The 15,423-nt window shown below is 70.9% G+C and carries 14 protein-coding genes; 4 read left to right on the top strand and 10 right to left on the bottom strand.

Features of this window, described 5'->3' with window-relative positions:
• Positions 1–36 precede the first annotated feature (36 nt).
• Positions 37–897 (top strand): GTP-binding protein LepA, encoded by an 861-nt coding sequence (locus ACFPYL_RS01515; RefSeq protein WP_379149630.1) that lies wholly within the window; start codon positions 37–39, stop codon positions 895–897.
• Here the strand turns inward: ACFPYL_RS01515 and ACFPYL_RS01510 are convergent, their stop codons facing one another.
• From ACFPYL_RS01510 to ACFPYL_RS01495, 4 genes are read right to left on the bottom strand one after another with little or no spacing between them, the layout of a single operon-like run.
• On the bottom strand, positions 898–2,052 hold the full coding sequence (locus ACFPYL_RS01510; RefSeq protein WP_379149629.1) for an ROK family protein: 1,155 nt from the start codon (positions 2,050–2,052) through the stop codon (positions 898–900).
• A 19-nt stretch (positions 2,053–2,071) separates the two neighbouring features.
• Positions 2,072–2,926: a carbohydrate ABC transporter permease gene (locus ACFPYL_RS01505; RefSeq protein WP_379149627.1), complete on the bottom strand. Its 855-nt coding sequence runs from the start codon at positions 2,924–2,926 to the stop codon at positions 2,072–2,074.
• A complete protein-coding gene (locus ACFPYL_RS01500) occupies positions 2,923–3,849 on the bottom strand; it encodes a carbohydrate ABC transporter permease (protein WP_379149625.1) in 927 nt (308 codons plus the stop codon). The genes ACFPYL_RS01505 and ACFPYL_RS01500 overlap by 4 nt, the downstream gene beginning before the upstream one ends.
• The gene (locus ACFPYL_RS01495) at positions 3,849–5,186 is read right to left on the bottom strand and encodes an ABC transporter substrate-binding protein (protein WP_379149623.1); all 1,338 of its coding nucleotides are present in this window, start codon (positions 5,184–5,186) and stop codon (positions 3,849–3,851) included. The genes ACFPYL_RS01500 and ACFPYL_RS01495 overlap by 1 nt, the downstream gene beginning before the upstream one ends.
• Positions 5,187–5,288: 102 nt before the next feature.
• Here ACFPYL_RS01495 and ACFPYL_RS01490 point away from each other — a divergent pair, with 102 nt between their 5' ends.
• Complete coding sequence (locus ACFPYL_RS01490; protein WP_379149621.1) at positions 5,289–7,250, top strand: beta-galactosidase; 1,962 nt, start codon at positions 5,289–5,291, stop codon at positions 7,248–7,250.
• Positions 7,247–9,364 carry an alpha-galactosidase gene (locus ACFPYL_RS01485; RefSeq protein ID WP_379149619.1) on the top strand — a complete coding sequence of 706 codons (2,118 nt, stop codon included), beginning with the start codon at positions 7,247–7,249 and terminating at the stop codon, positions 9,362–9,364. The genes ACFPYL_RS01490 and ACFPYL_RS01485 overlap by 4 nt, the downstream gene beginning before the upstream one ends.
• On the opposite strand, the gene ACFPYL_RS01480 is transcribed toward ACFPYL_RS01485, so the two are convergent.
• The 5 genes from ACFPYL_RS01480 to ACFPYL_RS01460 all read right to left on the bottom strand — a co-directional run bounded on the left by ACFPYL_RS01480 (position 9,345) and on the right by ACFPYL_RS01460 (position 13,971).
• Complete coding sequence (locus tag ACFPYL_RS01480) at positions 9,345–9,914, bottom strand: TetR/AcrR family transcriptional regulator (RefSeq protein ID WP_379149617.1); 570 nt, start codon at positions 9,912–9,914, stop codon at positions 9,345–9,347. The genes ACFPYL_RS01485 and ACFPYL_RS01480 overlap by 20 nt on opposite strands.
• An 8-nt stretch (positions 9,915–9,922) precedes the next feature.
• Entirely contained in the window at positions 9,923–11,353 is a 1,431-nt protein-coding gene (locus ACFPYL_RS01475) for a fatty acid desaturase (RefSeq protein WP_379149615.1), read from the bottom strand.
• A gap of 79 nt (positions 11,354–11,432) precedes the next feature.
• A complete protein-coding gene (locus ACFPYL_RS01470; protein WP_379149613.1) occupies positions 11,433–12,194 on the bottom strand; it encodes an ABC transporter permease in 762 nt (253 codons plus the stop codon).
• Positions 12,191–13,201: an ATP-binding cassette domain-containing protein gene (locus tag ACFPYL_RS01465; RefSeq protein ID WP_379149611.1), complete on the bottom strand. Its 1,011-nt coding sequence runs from the start codon at positions 13,199–13,201 to the stop codon at positions 12,191–12,193. The genes ACFPYL_RS01470 and ACFPYL_RS01465 overlap by 4 nt, the downstream gene beginning before the upstream one ends.
• Before the next feature lie 71 nt (positions 13,202–13,272).
• Positions 13,273–13,971 carry a maleylpyruvate isomerase N-terminal domain-containing protein gene (locus ACFPYL_RS01460; RefSeq protein ID WP_379149609.1) on the bottom strand — a complete coding sequence of 233 codons (699 nt, stop codon included), beginning with the start codon at positions 13,969–13,971 and terminating at the stop codon, positions 13,273–13,275.
• Positions 13,972–14,026: 55 nt separating this feature from the next.
• On the opposite strand from ACFPYL_RS01460, the gene ACFPYL_RS01455 reads away from it, so the two are divergent.
• Entirely contained in the window at positions 14,027–14,764 is a 738-nt protein-coding gene (locus ACFPYL_RS01455) for an NYN domain-containing protein (RefSeq protein WP_379149607.1), read from the top strand.
• A gap of 15 nt (positions 14,765–14,779) precedes the next feature.
• On the opposite strand, the gene ACFPYL_RS01450 is transcribed toward ACFPYL_RS01455, so the two are convergent.
• Positions 14,780–15,412, bottom strand: coding sequence for a PadR family transcriptional regulator (locus ACFPYL_RS01450; RefSeq protein ID WP_379149606.1), 633 nt, complete (start codon positions 15,410–15,412; stop codon positions 14,780–14,782).
• Positions 15,413–15,423: the final 11 nt, after the last annotated feature.

Genomic DNA, 15,423 nt, shown 5'->3' with positions numbered 1-15,423 from the left:
ATGAAGGCTGCCCTTACCGACCACTAGGATCCTGCAATGGCGCTTGTCTCCCTGAACGAGTCGCGGCTGGCGGACCACGTCGACCGCCTGGGTCTCGAGCACCCACCGATCGACCTGGCGAGCGTCGACTACGCCGTACGCCGGCCCGACGTGTTCAACGCGCGCTACGGCCACGTCCTCGACTACATGGCCCGGGTCGAGCTCGAGGTCGACCGCAACGTGCTCGAGCTGACGACCCTGCTCCCCGACCCGCCCGAGATCGACCGGCGCTTCTACGCCGAGGTCTGGCAGCCGCAGGAGATCCGGCACGGGATCATCCTCGACGAGCTCCAGGTGCACCTCGGCCGCGCGCCCGCCGAGCCCGACCTGACCTCGCTCGGCATCAAGATGAAGATCCTCGGGGCACTCGCGCACCTCGACGCCTTCCAGGACGTCTGCCGGATGCTCTACTACCTGACCGGCATGGCGACCGAGCGGTCCGCGGTGCTCGCCTACAACCTGCTCCACGACGGCGTCGTCGAGATGGGCGAGAGCGCGATCGCCCAGACCGTGATCGCCCCGATCAAGCGGCAGGAGCCCGGCCACTACGCCTTCTACCAGCTCTCCGCCCGCGGCCTGTGGTCCCAGCTCGCGACCTGGCAGAAGTGGATGGTGCGCCGGATGCGCAGCTTCTCCTTCGCCCCGGTCGGCGCCAACGACGCGGCCCAGAAGGCCGACTTCGGCGACATGCTGACGACCCTCGGCATCGACCGGGAGGTCGAGCACTTCGCCAGCCAGATCTCGCGGGTCGAGCGCGAGCTGCTGTGGGCGCACAAGCGCGGCCTCAAGGTCCCGCCGTACGTCGCAGCGGCGTTCCGCGAGGCCGTCGAGCTGGCCGAGGTACGCCGCGCGGCGTGATCAACCCTCGCCGCGGATGAACGCCTGGAGCGCGATGGTCGCGGCACCGTGCGCCCAGGCCTCGAAGGACAGCGGCCGGATGATCAGCTCGGAGTGGATCGCCTGCCCGTAGGCCTGCTCGACGAACCCGGCGCGCATCGGCTCGCGGATCAGGTCGAGCGCGGCGAGGCCCTCGCCGGTGAGGACCACGCACTGCGGTCCGAAGAGGTTGACGACCGACGCGATACCCAGCCCGAGCGCGTGCCCGGCGACCCGGAAGACCTCCGCCACCCGTTCGTCGCGCCGGCCGAGGTCGACGGCGTCCTCGAGGGTGCCCACGTCGGAGCCGACGGCGGCCGAGACGTCGCGCAGGATCGACGGGGTCGTCGCCAGGGTGTCGAGGCAGCCCGTCGCACCGCAGTGGCACAGACGGTCGCCGGCGATCGGCAGGTGCCCTAGCTCGCCCGAGACCCCGTGCACGCCGGCGAGCACCTGACCCTGGAAGGACACAGCGCACCCGATGCCGGCACCGACCGTGACGACCGCGAACGACGGACGCCCCGACCCGGCGCCGAACCACCGCTCACCGGCGGTCAGGGCACGGACGTCGTTCTCGACGATCACCGGCAGCCCGAGGCGCGCGTGCACCATCGGCGCGAGCCGGACGCCGTGCCAGCCCAGGAAGTGCGAGTAGGAGACGAGCCCGGACTCGTCGACCCCGCCGGAGATGCCGATGGCGACGTGGCGCAGCCGCTCCTGGTGCTCGGGGGTCGAGCACAGCTCCTCGGTCACGCCCACGATCGTGTCGACCACCGGCTCGACCTCACGGGCGGCGAGCTCACGCCGTACGGTCGCCAGCGTCTGGCCGGACAGGTCGACCAGCACGCCGAGGACCTCGGAGCCGGTGACCTTCAGGCCCACGACGTACGCCGCGTCGCCGCAGATCTCGATCCGGCTCGCGGGCCGGCCGAGGCCGCCGTTGAGCGACGGCCCGACCTCGCGTAGGTAGCCGGCCTGGGCCAGCGGGTTGACCACCTTGGTGACCGCAGCGGAGGTGAGCCCGGTACGCCGGGCTAGGTCGGCCCGCGACATCGGCCCCTCGGTGACCAGCGCGGACATCACGCTGACGGCGCCCGGGCTGGAGGACGGCAACCCCCCGGCGCGCCTGCTGCTCACGCGCACACCGTACCGGCCCTCATCCCTTCGTGGAGCCCAGCGTCAGCCCGGCGACGAACTGCCGCTGGAGCACGAAGAAGACCAGCACCACCGGGAGCGCGATCAGCACCGACCCGGCCGACAGCAGGTTGTAGTCGGTGAAGAACTGCCCGCGCAGGTTGTTGAGCGCACTGGTGATCGGGAACTTGTCGCCCTGGCCGCCGAGCAGCACGGTCGCCCAGAAGAACTCGTTGTAGACCCAGGTGGTCTGGAGGGTCGCCAGCGCCGCGAGCGCCGGCTTCACCAGTGGCATCGTGAGCTGCCAGTACTGGCGCCACACGCTGGCGCCGTCGATCTGCGCCTGCTCGTAGATCTCGAAGGGCAGCGTCTTCATGTAGTTGCTGAGCACGAAGGTGCAGAAGCCGATCTGGAAGGCGACGTTGATCGCGATCAGGCCCCAGTAGCTGCCGAGCAGCTGGCCGGTGTCGCTCATCGCCATCGGCAGCGGCACCTCGCGGTAGATCCGGAAGACCGGCACCAGCAGCGCCTGCGGCGGCAGCAGGTTGGCGGCGAGGAAGATCCCGAGCATGGCCAGGTTGAAGCGGTAGCTGAAGCGCGCCAGCACGAACGCCGCGAGCGACGACAGGAAGAGCGTCAGCAGCACCGCCGGGACGGTGATGATCAGCGAGTTGAGGAAGTACTTGCCGAGGTCGGCGTCGCGCCACACCCGCTGGTAGTTGTCGAACGTCCACCCACCGAAGGAGAGGTAACCGTGCGCCTGCGTGTAGGCGTAGTCGCGGAAGGAGCTGAGCACGGCCCACAGCAGCGGGAACAGCCAGAGCAGCGCCAGCACCATCATGCAGGCGGTGGCGATCGCGCCACGACGCCGGTTCATCGTTCCCGCTCCTGTCGGAAGACCACGCGCAGGTAGAGCGTGATGAAGACCGAGGAGATGACCATCATGATCACCGCCAGCGCCGAGCCGAACCCGTAGCGGCTGGCCTCGCCCACGACGTTCTGCGCCACCAGGGCGCCGATCAGCTCCAGGCCGTTGGTGCCGCGGTTGATCACCCAGACCAGGTCGAAGGCGCGGATCGACTCGATCACCACGATGACGACGACGATCATGTTGATCGGGCGCATCACCGGGAAGACGACCTGGAAGAAGGTCTTCGTCTCGCTCGCGCCGTCCACCGCGGCCGCCTCGCGCAGCGAGGCGTCGACGCCCTTCAGGCCGGCCAGGTAGATCAGCATGATGTAGCCGGTGTGCCGCCACGCGGTGGCGACCAGGGCGGCCCAGAGGTTGACCGAGGGGTCGCCGTACCAGTCGACGTCGGTGCCGAGCACCTGGTTGATGAGGCCCTGGTCGCGGGAGTACATCAGCTGCCAGATGAAGCCGGTCAGGGCCAGCGACAGCACGACCGGCAGGTAGAACGCGGTCTGGTAGAAGCGGCTGAACCGCATGTTCCGGTCGAGCACGACGGCCAGGAACATGCCCAGGAGCGTCGGCCCGAGGAAGAGGAACCCCAGCCAGATCAGGTTGTGCTTCACGGCCGGCCAGAACGGCGGGTAGATGGTCGCGATGTCCTGGTAGTTCTGGGTACCGATCCACTGGATGGTGTCGACGTCGCCGATCCCGTTCCACGCACCGAAGGACAGGATCACCGACAGCACGGCCGGGAACCACACCAGCGACAGCACGAAGAACGACGGCACCGCGACCATCGCGATGACGACGGCGCGGTCCCGCCAGGGCAGCCGACGTGACGGTCGGCTGCGCCTGGGGGGCGGGACGAGGTCGGTGTCAGTCGAGGTCATCAGCCACCGAAGATCGAGACCTTCTGCTGCTGGATGCTCTTGGTGACCCCGTCGATGTCGTCGGGGTCCTGCAGGAACTTCTGCAGCGACGGGATCATCACGGTCGAGGCGAAGTCGGACCGGGTGTCCCGGTCGAGGAACTGCGCGATGTCGGTGGCCTGGCCGACGACCTCGGCGGACTTCTTCTGCAGCGCCGAGTAGACCGACGTGTCGGCGCCGGAGTTGGCGGCGATGAGCGGGGTGTTGCCCTTGTTGGCCGCGTCGGCGGCCTCGGCGGTGCCGAGCCACTTCATCATCTCGATGGCACCGTCCTGGTTCTTGCCGCCCGCGGCCACGCAGAAGCCGTCGATCGGGGCGTCGAGGGCGGTCGCGCCGATCGAGGAGTCCAGCTCTGGGAAGGTGAAGAAGTCGAGGTCGTCCTCCTGGTCCGGGATACCGTCGACGACGAAGGTGCCCAGCAGGTACATGCCGCACTCGCCCTTGCCCATCGACGTCGCCGCCTCCTGCCAGGTGCGACCCAGAGGGTCGGACTGGTGGTAGGGCAGCAACCCCTTCCAGGTGTCGAACACCTGCTTCACCTCGCTGGAGTCCCAGTCCTTCTCGCCGGCCATCAGGTCCATGTGGAAGTCGAACCCGTTGATCCGCATGTTCAGGATGTCGAAGGTGCCCATCGCCGGCCACCCGTCCTTGTCGGCGAAGGCGAACGGAGTGACTCCGTCCTTCTGCATCTTCGCCATCAAGGTGGTGAGCTCGTCCAGCGTCGTGGGCGGCTCGTAGCCCTTCTTCTCGAACGTCGACTTCAGGTAGAAGACCGCCCAGGGGTAGTAGCCGACCGGCACGAAGTACTGCTTGCCGTCGCTGGCCGTCGCCGCCTGCTTGAAGCTGTCGCCCTGCCCGTCGATCGGCCAGACCTCGCTGACGTCGGAGATCAGGCCCGACTCGGCGAGCTGGTTCATCCGGTAGCCCGCGAACCACGTGAAGACGTCGTCCGGGCTGCCCTGGAGGTAGTTGTTGAGGTTCTCCTGGAACGTGTTGTGGTCGACGGCGTTCAGGTCGACGGTCGCGCCCGACTTCTTGGCGTACGCGTCAGCCATCGACTTGAGGCGGTCGTACGCCGGCCCCGAGCCCTTGGCCTCGTTGATGCCGAACTTCACGGTGCTACCCGCACCCGTGCCGCCGCCGCTGTCCGAGCCGCCGCAGGCGGCCAGCAGGGTGGGTGAGGCGAGCAGGCCCGCGCCGAGCAGGGAGCCCTGCAGGAAGCGCCGCCGGGAGGCGGCCATGGTGGCGGCCACGGACGGCGGGATCGGCTGCCCGAGTGGTGAGCGGCGTGGCGACATGATGGCGACCTCTCATTTGACAACACTTTCTTATAATGGGACGAATAGTCGGCGTGACTACCGTCACATGTCAACCCCTGAGGCTGGAGAGGCGGTCCCGCGATGTCGATCTCGTTCGGTGGCGACTACAACCCCGAGCAGTGGCCTGAGGACGTCCACGACGACGACGTCCGGCTGATGCTCGAGGCCGGGGTCGACCTCGTGACCGTCGGCGTCTTCTCGTGGGCGCTGCTCGAGCCCGAGCCGGGCGCGTACGACTTCGACTGGCTCGACCGGGTGTTGGACCGGCTCGGCGCGGCCGGCATCGGGGTCGACCTCGCCACCGCCACCGCGTCGCCGCCGCCCTGGCTCGCGCACCGCCACCCCGAGGTGCTGCCGGTGACGGCCGATGGCACCACCCTGTGGCCCGGCGGCCGGCAGGCGTTCTGCCCCAGCTCGCCGGTCTACCGCGAGCACGCGCTCCGCCTCTGCCGCACGATGGCCGAGCGGTACGCCGGGCACCCGACGCTCCGGCTGTGGCACGTCGGCAACGAGCTCGGCTGCCACAACGCGCTCTGCTACTGCGACGTGAGCGCCGCGGCGTTCCGCACCTGGCTCGCGGAGAGGTACGGCGACGTCGCCGAGCTCAACCGCGTCTGGGGCACCGCCTTCTGGTCGCAGCGGTACGCGGCCTTCGACGAGGTGCAGCCGCCGCGCGCCGTGACCGCGACCGCCAACCCCACGCAGCAGCTGGACTTCCGCCGCTTCTCCTCCGACGAGCACCTGGCCAACTTCGTGGCCGAGCGCGACGTCCTGCACGAGGTGTCGCCCGGCGTACCGGTCACCACGAACTTCATGGTCACCAGCCACATCAAGGAGCTCGACTACCACCGGTGGGCGGCCGAGATGGACGTGGTCTCCAACGACTTCTACGTCACCGCGGCCGACCCGGAGGGCTACCGGGAGCTGGCATTCTGCGCCGACCAGACCCGGGGGCTCGCCGGCGGCGGTCCGTGGCTGCTGATGGAGCAGTCGACCAGCGCGGTCAACTGGCAGCCCCGCAACGTCGCCAAGCAGCCGGGCGAGCTGCTGCGCAACAGCGTGCAGCACGTGGCCCGCGGCGCCGACGGCGTCCTCTTCTTCCAGTGGCGGGCCTCCCGCGCGGGCTCGGAGAAGTTCCACTCCGCGCTGGTGCCGCACGCCGGCACCGACACCCGTGTCTGGCGCGAGGTCGTCGAGCTCAGCCGGACACTCGATCGGCTCGACGAGGTCGTCGGCTCGCGGACCGACAACGACGTCGCGATCCTCGTGGACTACCAGGCCTGGTGGGCCTGCGAGCTCGACTCGCACCCGAGCGTCGACGTCACCTACCTCGACCGTCCGCACGCCGTGCACGCCGCGCTGAGCGACCTCGGGATCGGCGTCGACGTGGTCCACCCCGGCACCGACCTGGGCGGCTACCGCCTCGTGGTGGTCCCGACGCTCTACACGGTCACCGACGCCGCCGCGGCCGCGATCGACGCCGCCGTCCGGGCGGGCGCGACCGCCCTGGTCACCTACTTCAGCGGCATCACCGACGAGCACGACCACGTCCGGCTCGGCGGCTACCCCGGCGCCTTCCGCGACCTGCTCGGGATCCGGGTCGAGGAGTTCTACCCGCTGCGCTCGGCCGAGCGGGTCACCCTCAGCGACGGGTCCGGCGCCGACGTCTGGACCGAGCTGCTCCACCTCGACGGCGCGACCACGGAGGCGACGTACACCGACGGGCCGCTGCCCGGCGTCCCCGCGATCACCCGCCACGAGCACGGCGCCGGCGTCGCCTGGTACGCCGCCACCCGGCTCGACCAGACCGCTCTCGACGCCCTGGTCGCCCGGATCGCGGCCGAGGCCGGAGTCCGGCCGATCGCGGCCGGCCGGGCCGGCGTCGAGGTCACCGAGCGGACCGACGGCGAGCACCGGTGGGTCTTCGTCGTCAACCACACCGAGAGCGAGGCGGTCGTCGAGCTGGCCGGTCACGACCTGGTGCGGGACGCGGCGTACGACGGCCGGGTGCCGGCCGGCGGGGTCGCGGTGGTCCGCCGATGAGCGACCTCGTGCACCTCCGCCGGGGCGGCACCAGCCTGGTGCTCCGCCTCGAGGACGACCGTCTCCCGACGGTCCTGCACTGGGGACCCGACCTCGGCGAGGGCCCCGTCCCCGGCGACCTGGTCGACGCCGTCGCCGTGCCGTACGTCGACTCCGTGGTGATGATGCCTCCGTCCGTGGCCGTGCTTCCCCAGCACGCGGCCGGCTGGCTCGGCCGGCCGGGCCTGCTCGGCAGCCGCGACGGCCGCGCCTGGTCGACGACCTTCGCCGCCGTCGAGCACACCGTCACCGAGGGCTCCGTCACCAGCGTCGGCCACGACCCGGAGAACGCGCTCGCCGTCAGCGTCGACCTCGAGCTGACCGTCGACGGCCTGGTGCGCGTGCGCGCCGGGGTGCGCAACCTCGCCGGTGCGGCATACGTCGTCGACCGGCTCGAGCCGGCGCTACCGGTGCCGGACGAGGCCGGCGAGCTGCTTGACCTCACCGGTCGCCACAACCACGAGCGTGTCCCGCAGCGACGGCCGTTCGACGTCGGCCACTGGGTGCGCGAGGCGTGGGGCGGGCGGCCCGGGCACGACTCGGCGACGCTGATGTGCGCCGGCCGGCCCGGCTTCGGGTTCCGGTCCGGGCGGGTCTGGGGGGTGCACGTCGCCCACAGCGGCAACCAGTCGATCAGCGCGGAGCGCTCGTTCACGGGCTGGCGACTGCTGCGCGGCGGCGAGCTGCTGCTGCCCGGGGAGGTCCGGCTGGAGGCCGACGAGGAGTACTGGTCGCCCTGGCTGATCGGCTCATGGGGCGAGGGCCTCGACGAGCTCTCAAGGCGCGTCCACCGCTACCTCCGCCGCCGGCCGCAGCACCCGCGCTCCCCGCGCAAGGCGCTGCTCAACACCTGGGAGGCCGTGCACTTCGACCACGACCACGCGAAGCTGCTCGCGCTCGCCGAGCAGGCGGCGGCCGTCGGGATCGAGCGGTTCGTGCTCGACGACGGCTGGTTCCACGAGCGCACGGCCGACCGGGCCGGGCTGGGTGACTGGTACGTCGATCGGGCCCGCTGGCCCGACGGCCTGCACCCCCTCGTGGACCGCGTGCACGAGCTCGGCATGGACTTCGGGCTCTGGGTGGAGCCCGAGATGGTCAACCTCGACTCCGACCTCGCCCGCGCGCACCCGGACTGGCTGCTCCAGACCGAGCACGGTCCCGGGCCGGACTCGCGGCAGCAGCAGGTGCTCGACCTGGGCCACGCGGAGGTCCACGACTACCTGCTGGAGCGGATCTCCGCGCTGGTCACCGAGTACCGGATCGCCTACCTGAAGTGGGACCACAACCGGCCCCTGGTCGACGCCGGTCACACGGCGACGGGGCGCGCCGGCGTCCATGCCCAGACCGCCGCGGTCTACCGGCTGATGGACGAGCTGAGGCTCCGGCACCCGGGCCTGGAGATCGAGTCGTGCAGCGCCGGTGGCGCGCGGCTCGACCTCGGCGTCCTCGACCGCGCCGACCGGGTCTGGGTGTCGGACTGCATCGACGCCCACGAGCGGCACCGGATGGTGCGGTGGACGGGGGTGCTGCTCCCGCCGGAGGTGATGGGCACGCACGTCGGCGCCGCGGTCGACCTCACGACGACCCGCGCGCACACGCTCGACTTCCGGGCCGCGACCGCGATCTGGGGCCACTTCGGGGTCGAGTGGGACCTCACGACGGTCTCGCCCGAGGAGCTGGACCGGCTCGCGGTGTGGGTCGCCTTCTACCGCGACGTCCGCGACCTGCTGCACCACGGCGACGTGGTCCGCGCCGACCTCGCCAACCCCGCCCTCCAGCTCGACGGCGTCGTGTCCGAGGACCGGAGCGAAGCGCTCTTCCGGCTCTCCGCCCTCGACCACAGCGCCACCTGGCCGCCCGGCCGGGTGCCGCTTCCCGGGCTCGATCCGGACACGACGTACGCCGTCTGCGCCCAGGCGCCCGGCGACGCCGCGGTCAACGGCGTCTCCTCCGGCCGGGTCGGCTGGGCGGGTGACGGGGTGCGGCTCACCGGTCGCGCCCTCGGCACCGTCGGCCTCCAGGCACCGCTGCTCCAGGTGGACGAGTCGGTGCTGATCAGGGCGACGGCGACCTGAGCGCCCGGCCGGCCAGCCAGGCGATGCCGTCGGCGGTCTCGGCGGGCCGCCCGGTGGGCTGCATGACGTGGCTCAGCACGACCCGCACCACCACGTCGATGGCGACGTCGAGGTGCGCGCCGTCCAGCCCGACGTCGTACGGCGAGACGCGCTCGGTCACCACGTCCTTGGCCACCGCCAGCAACGAGTGGGAGTGCGTCGTCAGCAGCGGGAGCAGCTCGGTGTCGGCACCGTGCGTCGCCGACACGACCGCGTGCAGCAGCTTGTTGTCCTGGGCCAGCTCGAGGACGCCGTACGTCGCGGCGCGGATCGCGTCGACCAGGTCGTCCGGGTGGGTGTCGAACGCCTCGGAGACGACCGCGAGGAAGCGAGCCAGCTCGCGCAGGATCACCGCCTCGGCCAGACCCTCCTTGGAACCGACCTCGTTGTAGACGGTCTGCCGGCTCACCCCGACCCGCTCGGCGAGCGCAGCCATGGTGACGCCCGACCAGCCGGACTCGGTGGTCATCGCGACGGCGGCCTCGACGACGCGGTCCCGAGTGGTGGCCATGGCTCCCATCATGTCAGCGGGGCTGCGGCCTCGGTGAGCGGCACGAAGTCCACCTTCTCGCGGACTCCGCAGTCGGGGCAGCACCACGAGTCGGGCACGTCCGCCCACGCCGTACCGGCCGCGAAGCCCTCGTGCTCGTCGCCCTGCTCGACCCGGTAGGTGTAGCTGCAGCCGGGGCATCGGGCGGCCAGCACCTCGTCGGCGCCCACGGGGTTTCGAGACGGTTGCTGCGCAACCTCCTCAACCACCGCGGCGGGCGGCGGGTACTTCGCCAGGATCTTGTCCCGCTTGCGCGGCGACAGGTTGGCCTTCGACAGGTCTTCGTCGAAGTGCGCGAGCACCCGCGGGTCCATCACCCGGCGCCAGACGGCGGGGACGGCGGCGAGCACGATCATCCCGGCGTACCCGGTCGGCAGCACCGGCGACTCCTCGAAGTCGCGCAGCGACTGGTAGCGCCGGGTCGGGTTGGCGTGGTGGTCGCTGTGCCGCTGGAGGTGGTAGAGCAGCACGTTGGTCGCGATGTTGTTGGAGTTCCACGAGTGCGTGGGGTCGACCCGCTCGTAGCGCTGCCGCTCGCCGACGCCGACCTTCTGGCGCAGCATCCCGTAGTGCTCCATGTAGTTGACGACCTCGAGCAGCGAGAAGCCGACGACCGCCTGGATCACCAGGTAGGGCAGGATCCCGACGCCCAGCCAGGCGACCAGCGCACCCCAGAGGACCAGCGACATCAGCCAGGCGTTGAGGACGTCGTTGCCGATCCGGAACGGGTGCTGCTTCTTGCGGGCGTAGCGCCGCTGCTCGATGCGCCAGGCCGACCGCAGGGAGCCGACGACCGTGCGCGGCCAGAACTGGTAGAAGTTCTCGCCGAACCGCGAGCTCGCCGGGTCCTCCGGGGTCGCGACCCGCACGTGGTGACCGCGGTTGTGCTCGATGTAGAAGTGGCCGTAGAAGCTCTGCGCCAGCGCGATCTTGGAGAGCCAGCGCTCGTTCTCCTCGCGCTTGTGGCCGAGCTCGTGGGCGGTGTTGATGCCGATGCCGCCGATGCAGCCGATGGACACCGCGAGGCCGACCTTCGAGAACGTCGAGAGGTCGGCGCCACCGGCGATCGACCACATGGCGCCCACGAACCCGACGTACTGGATCGGCAGGAAGAGGTAGGTGATCCACCGGTAGTAGCGGTCCTGCTCCAGCGCCTCGATCACGTCGTCGGGCGGGTTGGAGCGGTCGAGGCCCGCGACCAGGTCGATCGCCGGGACGACCACCAGGATCACGACCGGGCCGATCCAGAACCAGATCCCCCAGCCGGTCAGCGCCCACAGCCCGTAGCCGATGAACGCCAGCGACGGCACGACGAGGCCGATCAGCCAGAGGTAGCGCTTCTTGTCCTTCCAGCCGTCGGTCGAGCTCGTCGCGACCGTGCTGTGCGGGATGGCAGACATCCGAGGTGCCTCCTGTCGGTGGTTGACAACACCGTACGAAATGTCAACCGTCTTGACAAGAGGCCCCCGAATGTAAACCTCAGGCGTTCTCGCGGCGGAAGGTCGCCGTGCCCCACCAGGTCCCGAGGGCCGCGAGGACGAGCGCCCACACCGTGCCCCACAGGACCGACGAGGTGCCGAAGCTGCCCGCGAAGGAGTCGCGGACCGCATCGACGATCCACTTGAACGGCATGAAGTCACTCAGGTGCTGGAGCCACTCCGGGCCGAGCGTCATCGGCAGCAGGATCCCGCTGAGCAGCAGGATCGGCATCATCACGATGTTGATGACCGGCGCCATCACATCCTCGCTCTTCGTGGTCAGCGCCAGCGCGTTGGAGGCCGCGGCGCACGCGCCACCGACGATCAGCGTGATCAGGATGCCGAGCGCGATGCCGGCGGCGTCGCCGCGCATCCCCATCGCGTAGCCCAGCGCGACCAGGATCAGCGCCTGCACGAGGAGCTGGACGACGTCGCGCATCAGCCGACCGACGAGCAGCGCGGACCGGTTGGCCGGCGTCACCCGCTCGGCCTCGATCACGCCCTCGCGCCACTCGCCGATGAGCCCGAAGCCGGCGAAGAACGCCCCGAACATCCCGAGCTGCACGAGCAGGCCGGGCACCAGGAACGTGTACGCGTTGTCGGTGCCGGTGTCGAAGCCCGAGACCAGCGGCTTGAGCAGTGGCCCGAAGAGCACCAGGTAGAGCACCGGCTGCATGATCCCGATCAGCACCCAGGCGGGGTTGCGCAGGTTCATCCGGATCTGGCGCCGGAAGACGATGTTGCTCTCGCGCACGAAGCTCATGCCGAGACCTCCTCGGGGTCGGGGGTGGTGTCGGCTGTGGTGTCGGCGGTCTCGGCGTCGCGGAGCGAGCGTCCGGTCAGGGTCAGGAAGACGTCGTCGAGCGTCGGGCGGAGCACCTCGATGGAGTCGAGCTCCACGCCCACGGCGTCGAGGTCGCGCAGCAGGCCGGGTACGGCCCGGCCGGCGCGCTGCACACGGCCACGGACCCGGCGGCCGTCGGTCTCGACGCCGGTGGCGATGGAGCCGAGTCGCTCGGCGGCGCTCGACACCTGCTCGGCCGAGGCGACCTCGAGGTCGACCAGGTCGCCCGAGACCTGGGCCTTGAGGTTGTCGGCGGTGTCGGAGGCGACGATGGTGCCCTGGTCGATGATCACGATCCGGTCGGCGAGGGCGTCCGCCTCGTCGAGGTAGTGCGTGGTCAGGAAGACGGTGGCGCCGAAGCGCGTGCGCAGGCCCTGGATGTGCTCCCAGAGGTTGGCCCGCGCCTGCGGGTCCAGCCCGGTCGTCGGCTCGTCGAGGAAGACCAGCGACGGGTCGTGGATCAGCCCCATCACCACGTCGAGGCGCCGCTTCTGGCCGCCCGACATGTTGCGCGGCATCCGGCGCCACAGGCCGTCGAGCTGGAGCTGCTCGAAGAGCTCCTGCCCCCGGCGTACGGCGTCGGCCCGCGCCATTCCGTAGAGCATCCCGTGGTCGACGACCTCGTCCCCGGCGTACGCACCCGAGAACGTCGCTCCCACCTGCGAGACGTAGCCGATGCTGCGGCGCACCTGCACCGAGTCCTTGACGACGTCGTAGCCGGCCACGGTCGCGGTGCCCGCGGTGGGGCGCAGCAGCGTCGTCAGCATCCGCAGCGTCGTGGTCTTGCCGGCGCCGTTGGGCCCGAGGAAGCCGACGACCTCGCCCTCCGCCACGTCGAGGTCGACGCCGTCGACGGCACGGACCTCCTTCGCGTTCTTGCCGCGCCCGGTGCGGAACGTCTGCACGAGTCCCCGTGCGGTGATCATGTGTTCTCCCATGTGTTCAAGCTTGAACAGAAGTGTTCAACATTGACTAGCCCGCGTCAAGCCGACCACCGTCAGGCCGACCACTGGGGAGGACCGGAGTGGTCGCCGCGACTCATCGGCCGGGCCGACCTGTCCCAGAAGGCGAGGTAGAGCGCGACGGCACCACCGACGAGCTCCCAGTCGACGGCCGGTACGTCGGGACGCGGACCGGCGCCCCGCTGCGCCACAGCCGGGCGCGGCCCGATGCGGACCAGCCACCAGTCGGGCGCGTCGTCGGGCGCCACGAGCAGCACGGCGTCCTCGCCGGTGCGCAGCCGCGCCATCGACGGGGTCGGGAGCCCGGTGAGCAGGTCGTCGATGCCGTCGACCGCCAGGTCGACGGCGATCCAGGTCTCCGCCGGGTCCGGCGGCCGCCCGAAGACCGCGGCCAGTGCGTCGACCGCGTTCATCGTGGTCTGGTGGCAGGCCCGCCGCGCCCACACGTCCTGCGGTGTCCGGCTGAGCGCCTCGACCAGCTCGATCGCCCCGTCGCGGAGCCAGTCGAGCGGATCGCCGGTCACCGGCTCCGTCGGCTCGGCCCGCTCACCCCGCAGCCGGGCCGCCGTCGAGCGGTGCGCCTGGCCCTGGTGGGCGACCAGGTCGCGCACGGTCCAGCCCCCGCGCGTGGGGACGGGTGCGTCGAGGCCCGCGCGGTCGGCGTACCGCACGAACGCGACCATCGCGGTGCGCAGGCCCTCGAGGTGCCGGGCCGCGGAGAGCTGGGTGGGCACCCGTCGAGCGTCGCACCTGGGCCGCCGAACGGCATCCGGAATTAGGGTGGGCCGCGTGACCGACCCCGCCGCCAGGCTCGCCGTCCTCGTCGACGCCGACAACATCTCGCCGTCGCACGCCGCCGCGATCCTCGCCGAGCTCGCGCGGTACGGCGTACCCACCGTGAAGCGGGCGTACGGCGACTGGACGACCCAGCAGCTGACCGGCTGGAAGTCCGAGCTCGGCCGGCACGCGATCCAGCCGATCCAGCAGTTCGCCAACACCGTCGGCAAGAACTCCACCGACTCCGCGCTGATCATCGACGCGATGGACCTGCTCTACTCCGGCAACCTGGACGCCTTCGCGATCGTGTCGAGCGACAGCGACTTCACCCGGCTGGCCACCCGGCTGCGCGAGTCCGGCAAGACCGTCTACGGCCTGGGTCGCCGGCGCACGCCGGCCGCGCTCCAGTCGGCGGTCGACAAGTTCATCTTCCTGGAGGTGCTCCAGGAAGAGGGGGCCGAGCCGGACGACGAGCCGGTCGACGCACTGCCCGACCTCCGCCCCATCCTCGAGGGCGCGATCCGCAGCACGGCGCAGGACGACGGCTGGTCGCTGCTGGGGATGGTCGGCACCTATCTGGGCAAGGCGCACGCGTCCTTCGACCCGCGCCACTACGGGTTCTCCCGCCTCGGGCTGCTCGTCGCCGCGCAGGACTACCTGGAGGTCGACCACCCCGACGGCGGCGATCCACGGGTCCGCGTGAAGCCGCGCCGTACGGCGCGCAAGCGGGCAGCGGCCAAGAAGTCCTGACCTCAGCGGTCGAGCTCAGCGGTCCAGGAGCGCGCGGTACTTCTCGCGGTCGGCGTTCATCTGCCAGCCCGGGTCGTCGGCGGGCGGCGTCCAGCCGTTGTCGCCGGGCGCGAACGCGAGCGCGCCGGACCCGACTTCCTCGATCGTCTCGCGCAGCCAGGCCAGCTCGGCGACCGCGAGGTCGAGCCAGAGCAGCATCGAACGGGTCGCGTGCGGCGGGGCCGCACCGGGCTTCGCCTCGCCGAACTCGGCCACGGTGCGCTCGAGCTCCACCCGCCGCTTCGTCAGGCTGCGGCGCACCTGCTCGCGGTCCAGCAGCGGCAGCATCGAGAAGGCGACGGTGAAGCCGCTGCGCTCGAAGGGGTTGACCGTCTCGAGCGCCTCGATCATGAGCCGACGCAGCTCGGCTCGCCCCTCCGCCGTCAGCTCGTAGACCGCGACCTCCCGCCCGGCGTCGAGGAGGTCGTGCCGGCGCAGGTGTCCCTGGCCCGTCAGGGAGCTGAGCCCGTGGTAGATCGAGCCCGGGTTGGTGTGCGCCCACCGGTCCACCTGCCACGACAGCAGCTCGCGCCGGATCTGGTAGCCGTTGACCGGCTCGAACAGCGCGACGGCACCCAGCAGCAGCATGCGGGTCTCCTGGCCGGCCATGCGGCGAGTGT

It is taken from the genome of Nocardioides hankookensis (genome assembly GCF_042658885.1).
GTDB lineage: Bacteria > Actinomycetota > Actinomycetes > Propionibacteriales > Nocardioidaceae > Nocardioides > Nocardioides hankookensis.
This window is presented reverse-complemented; position numbering and strand designations above follow the sequence as displayed.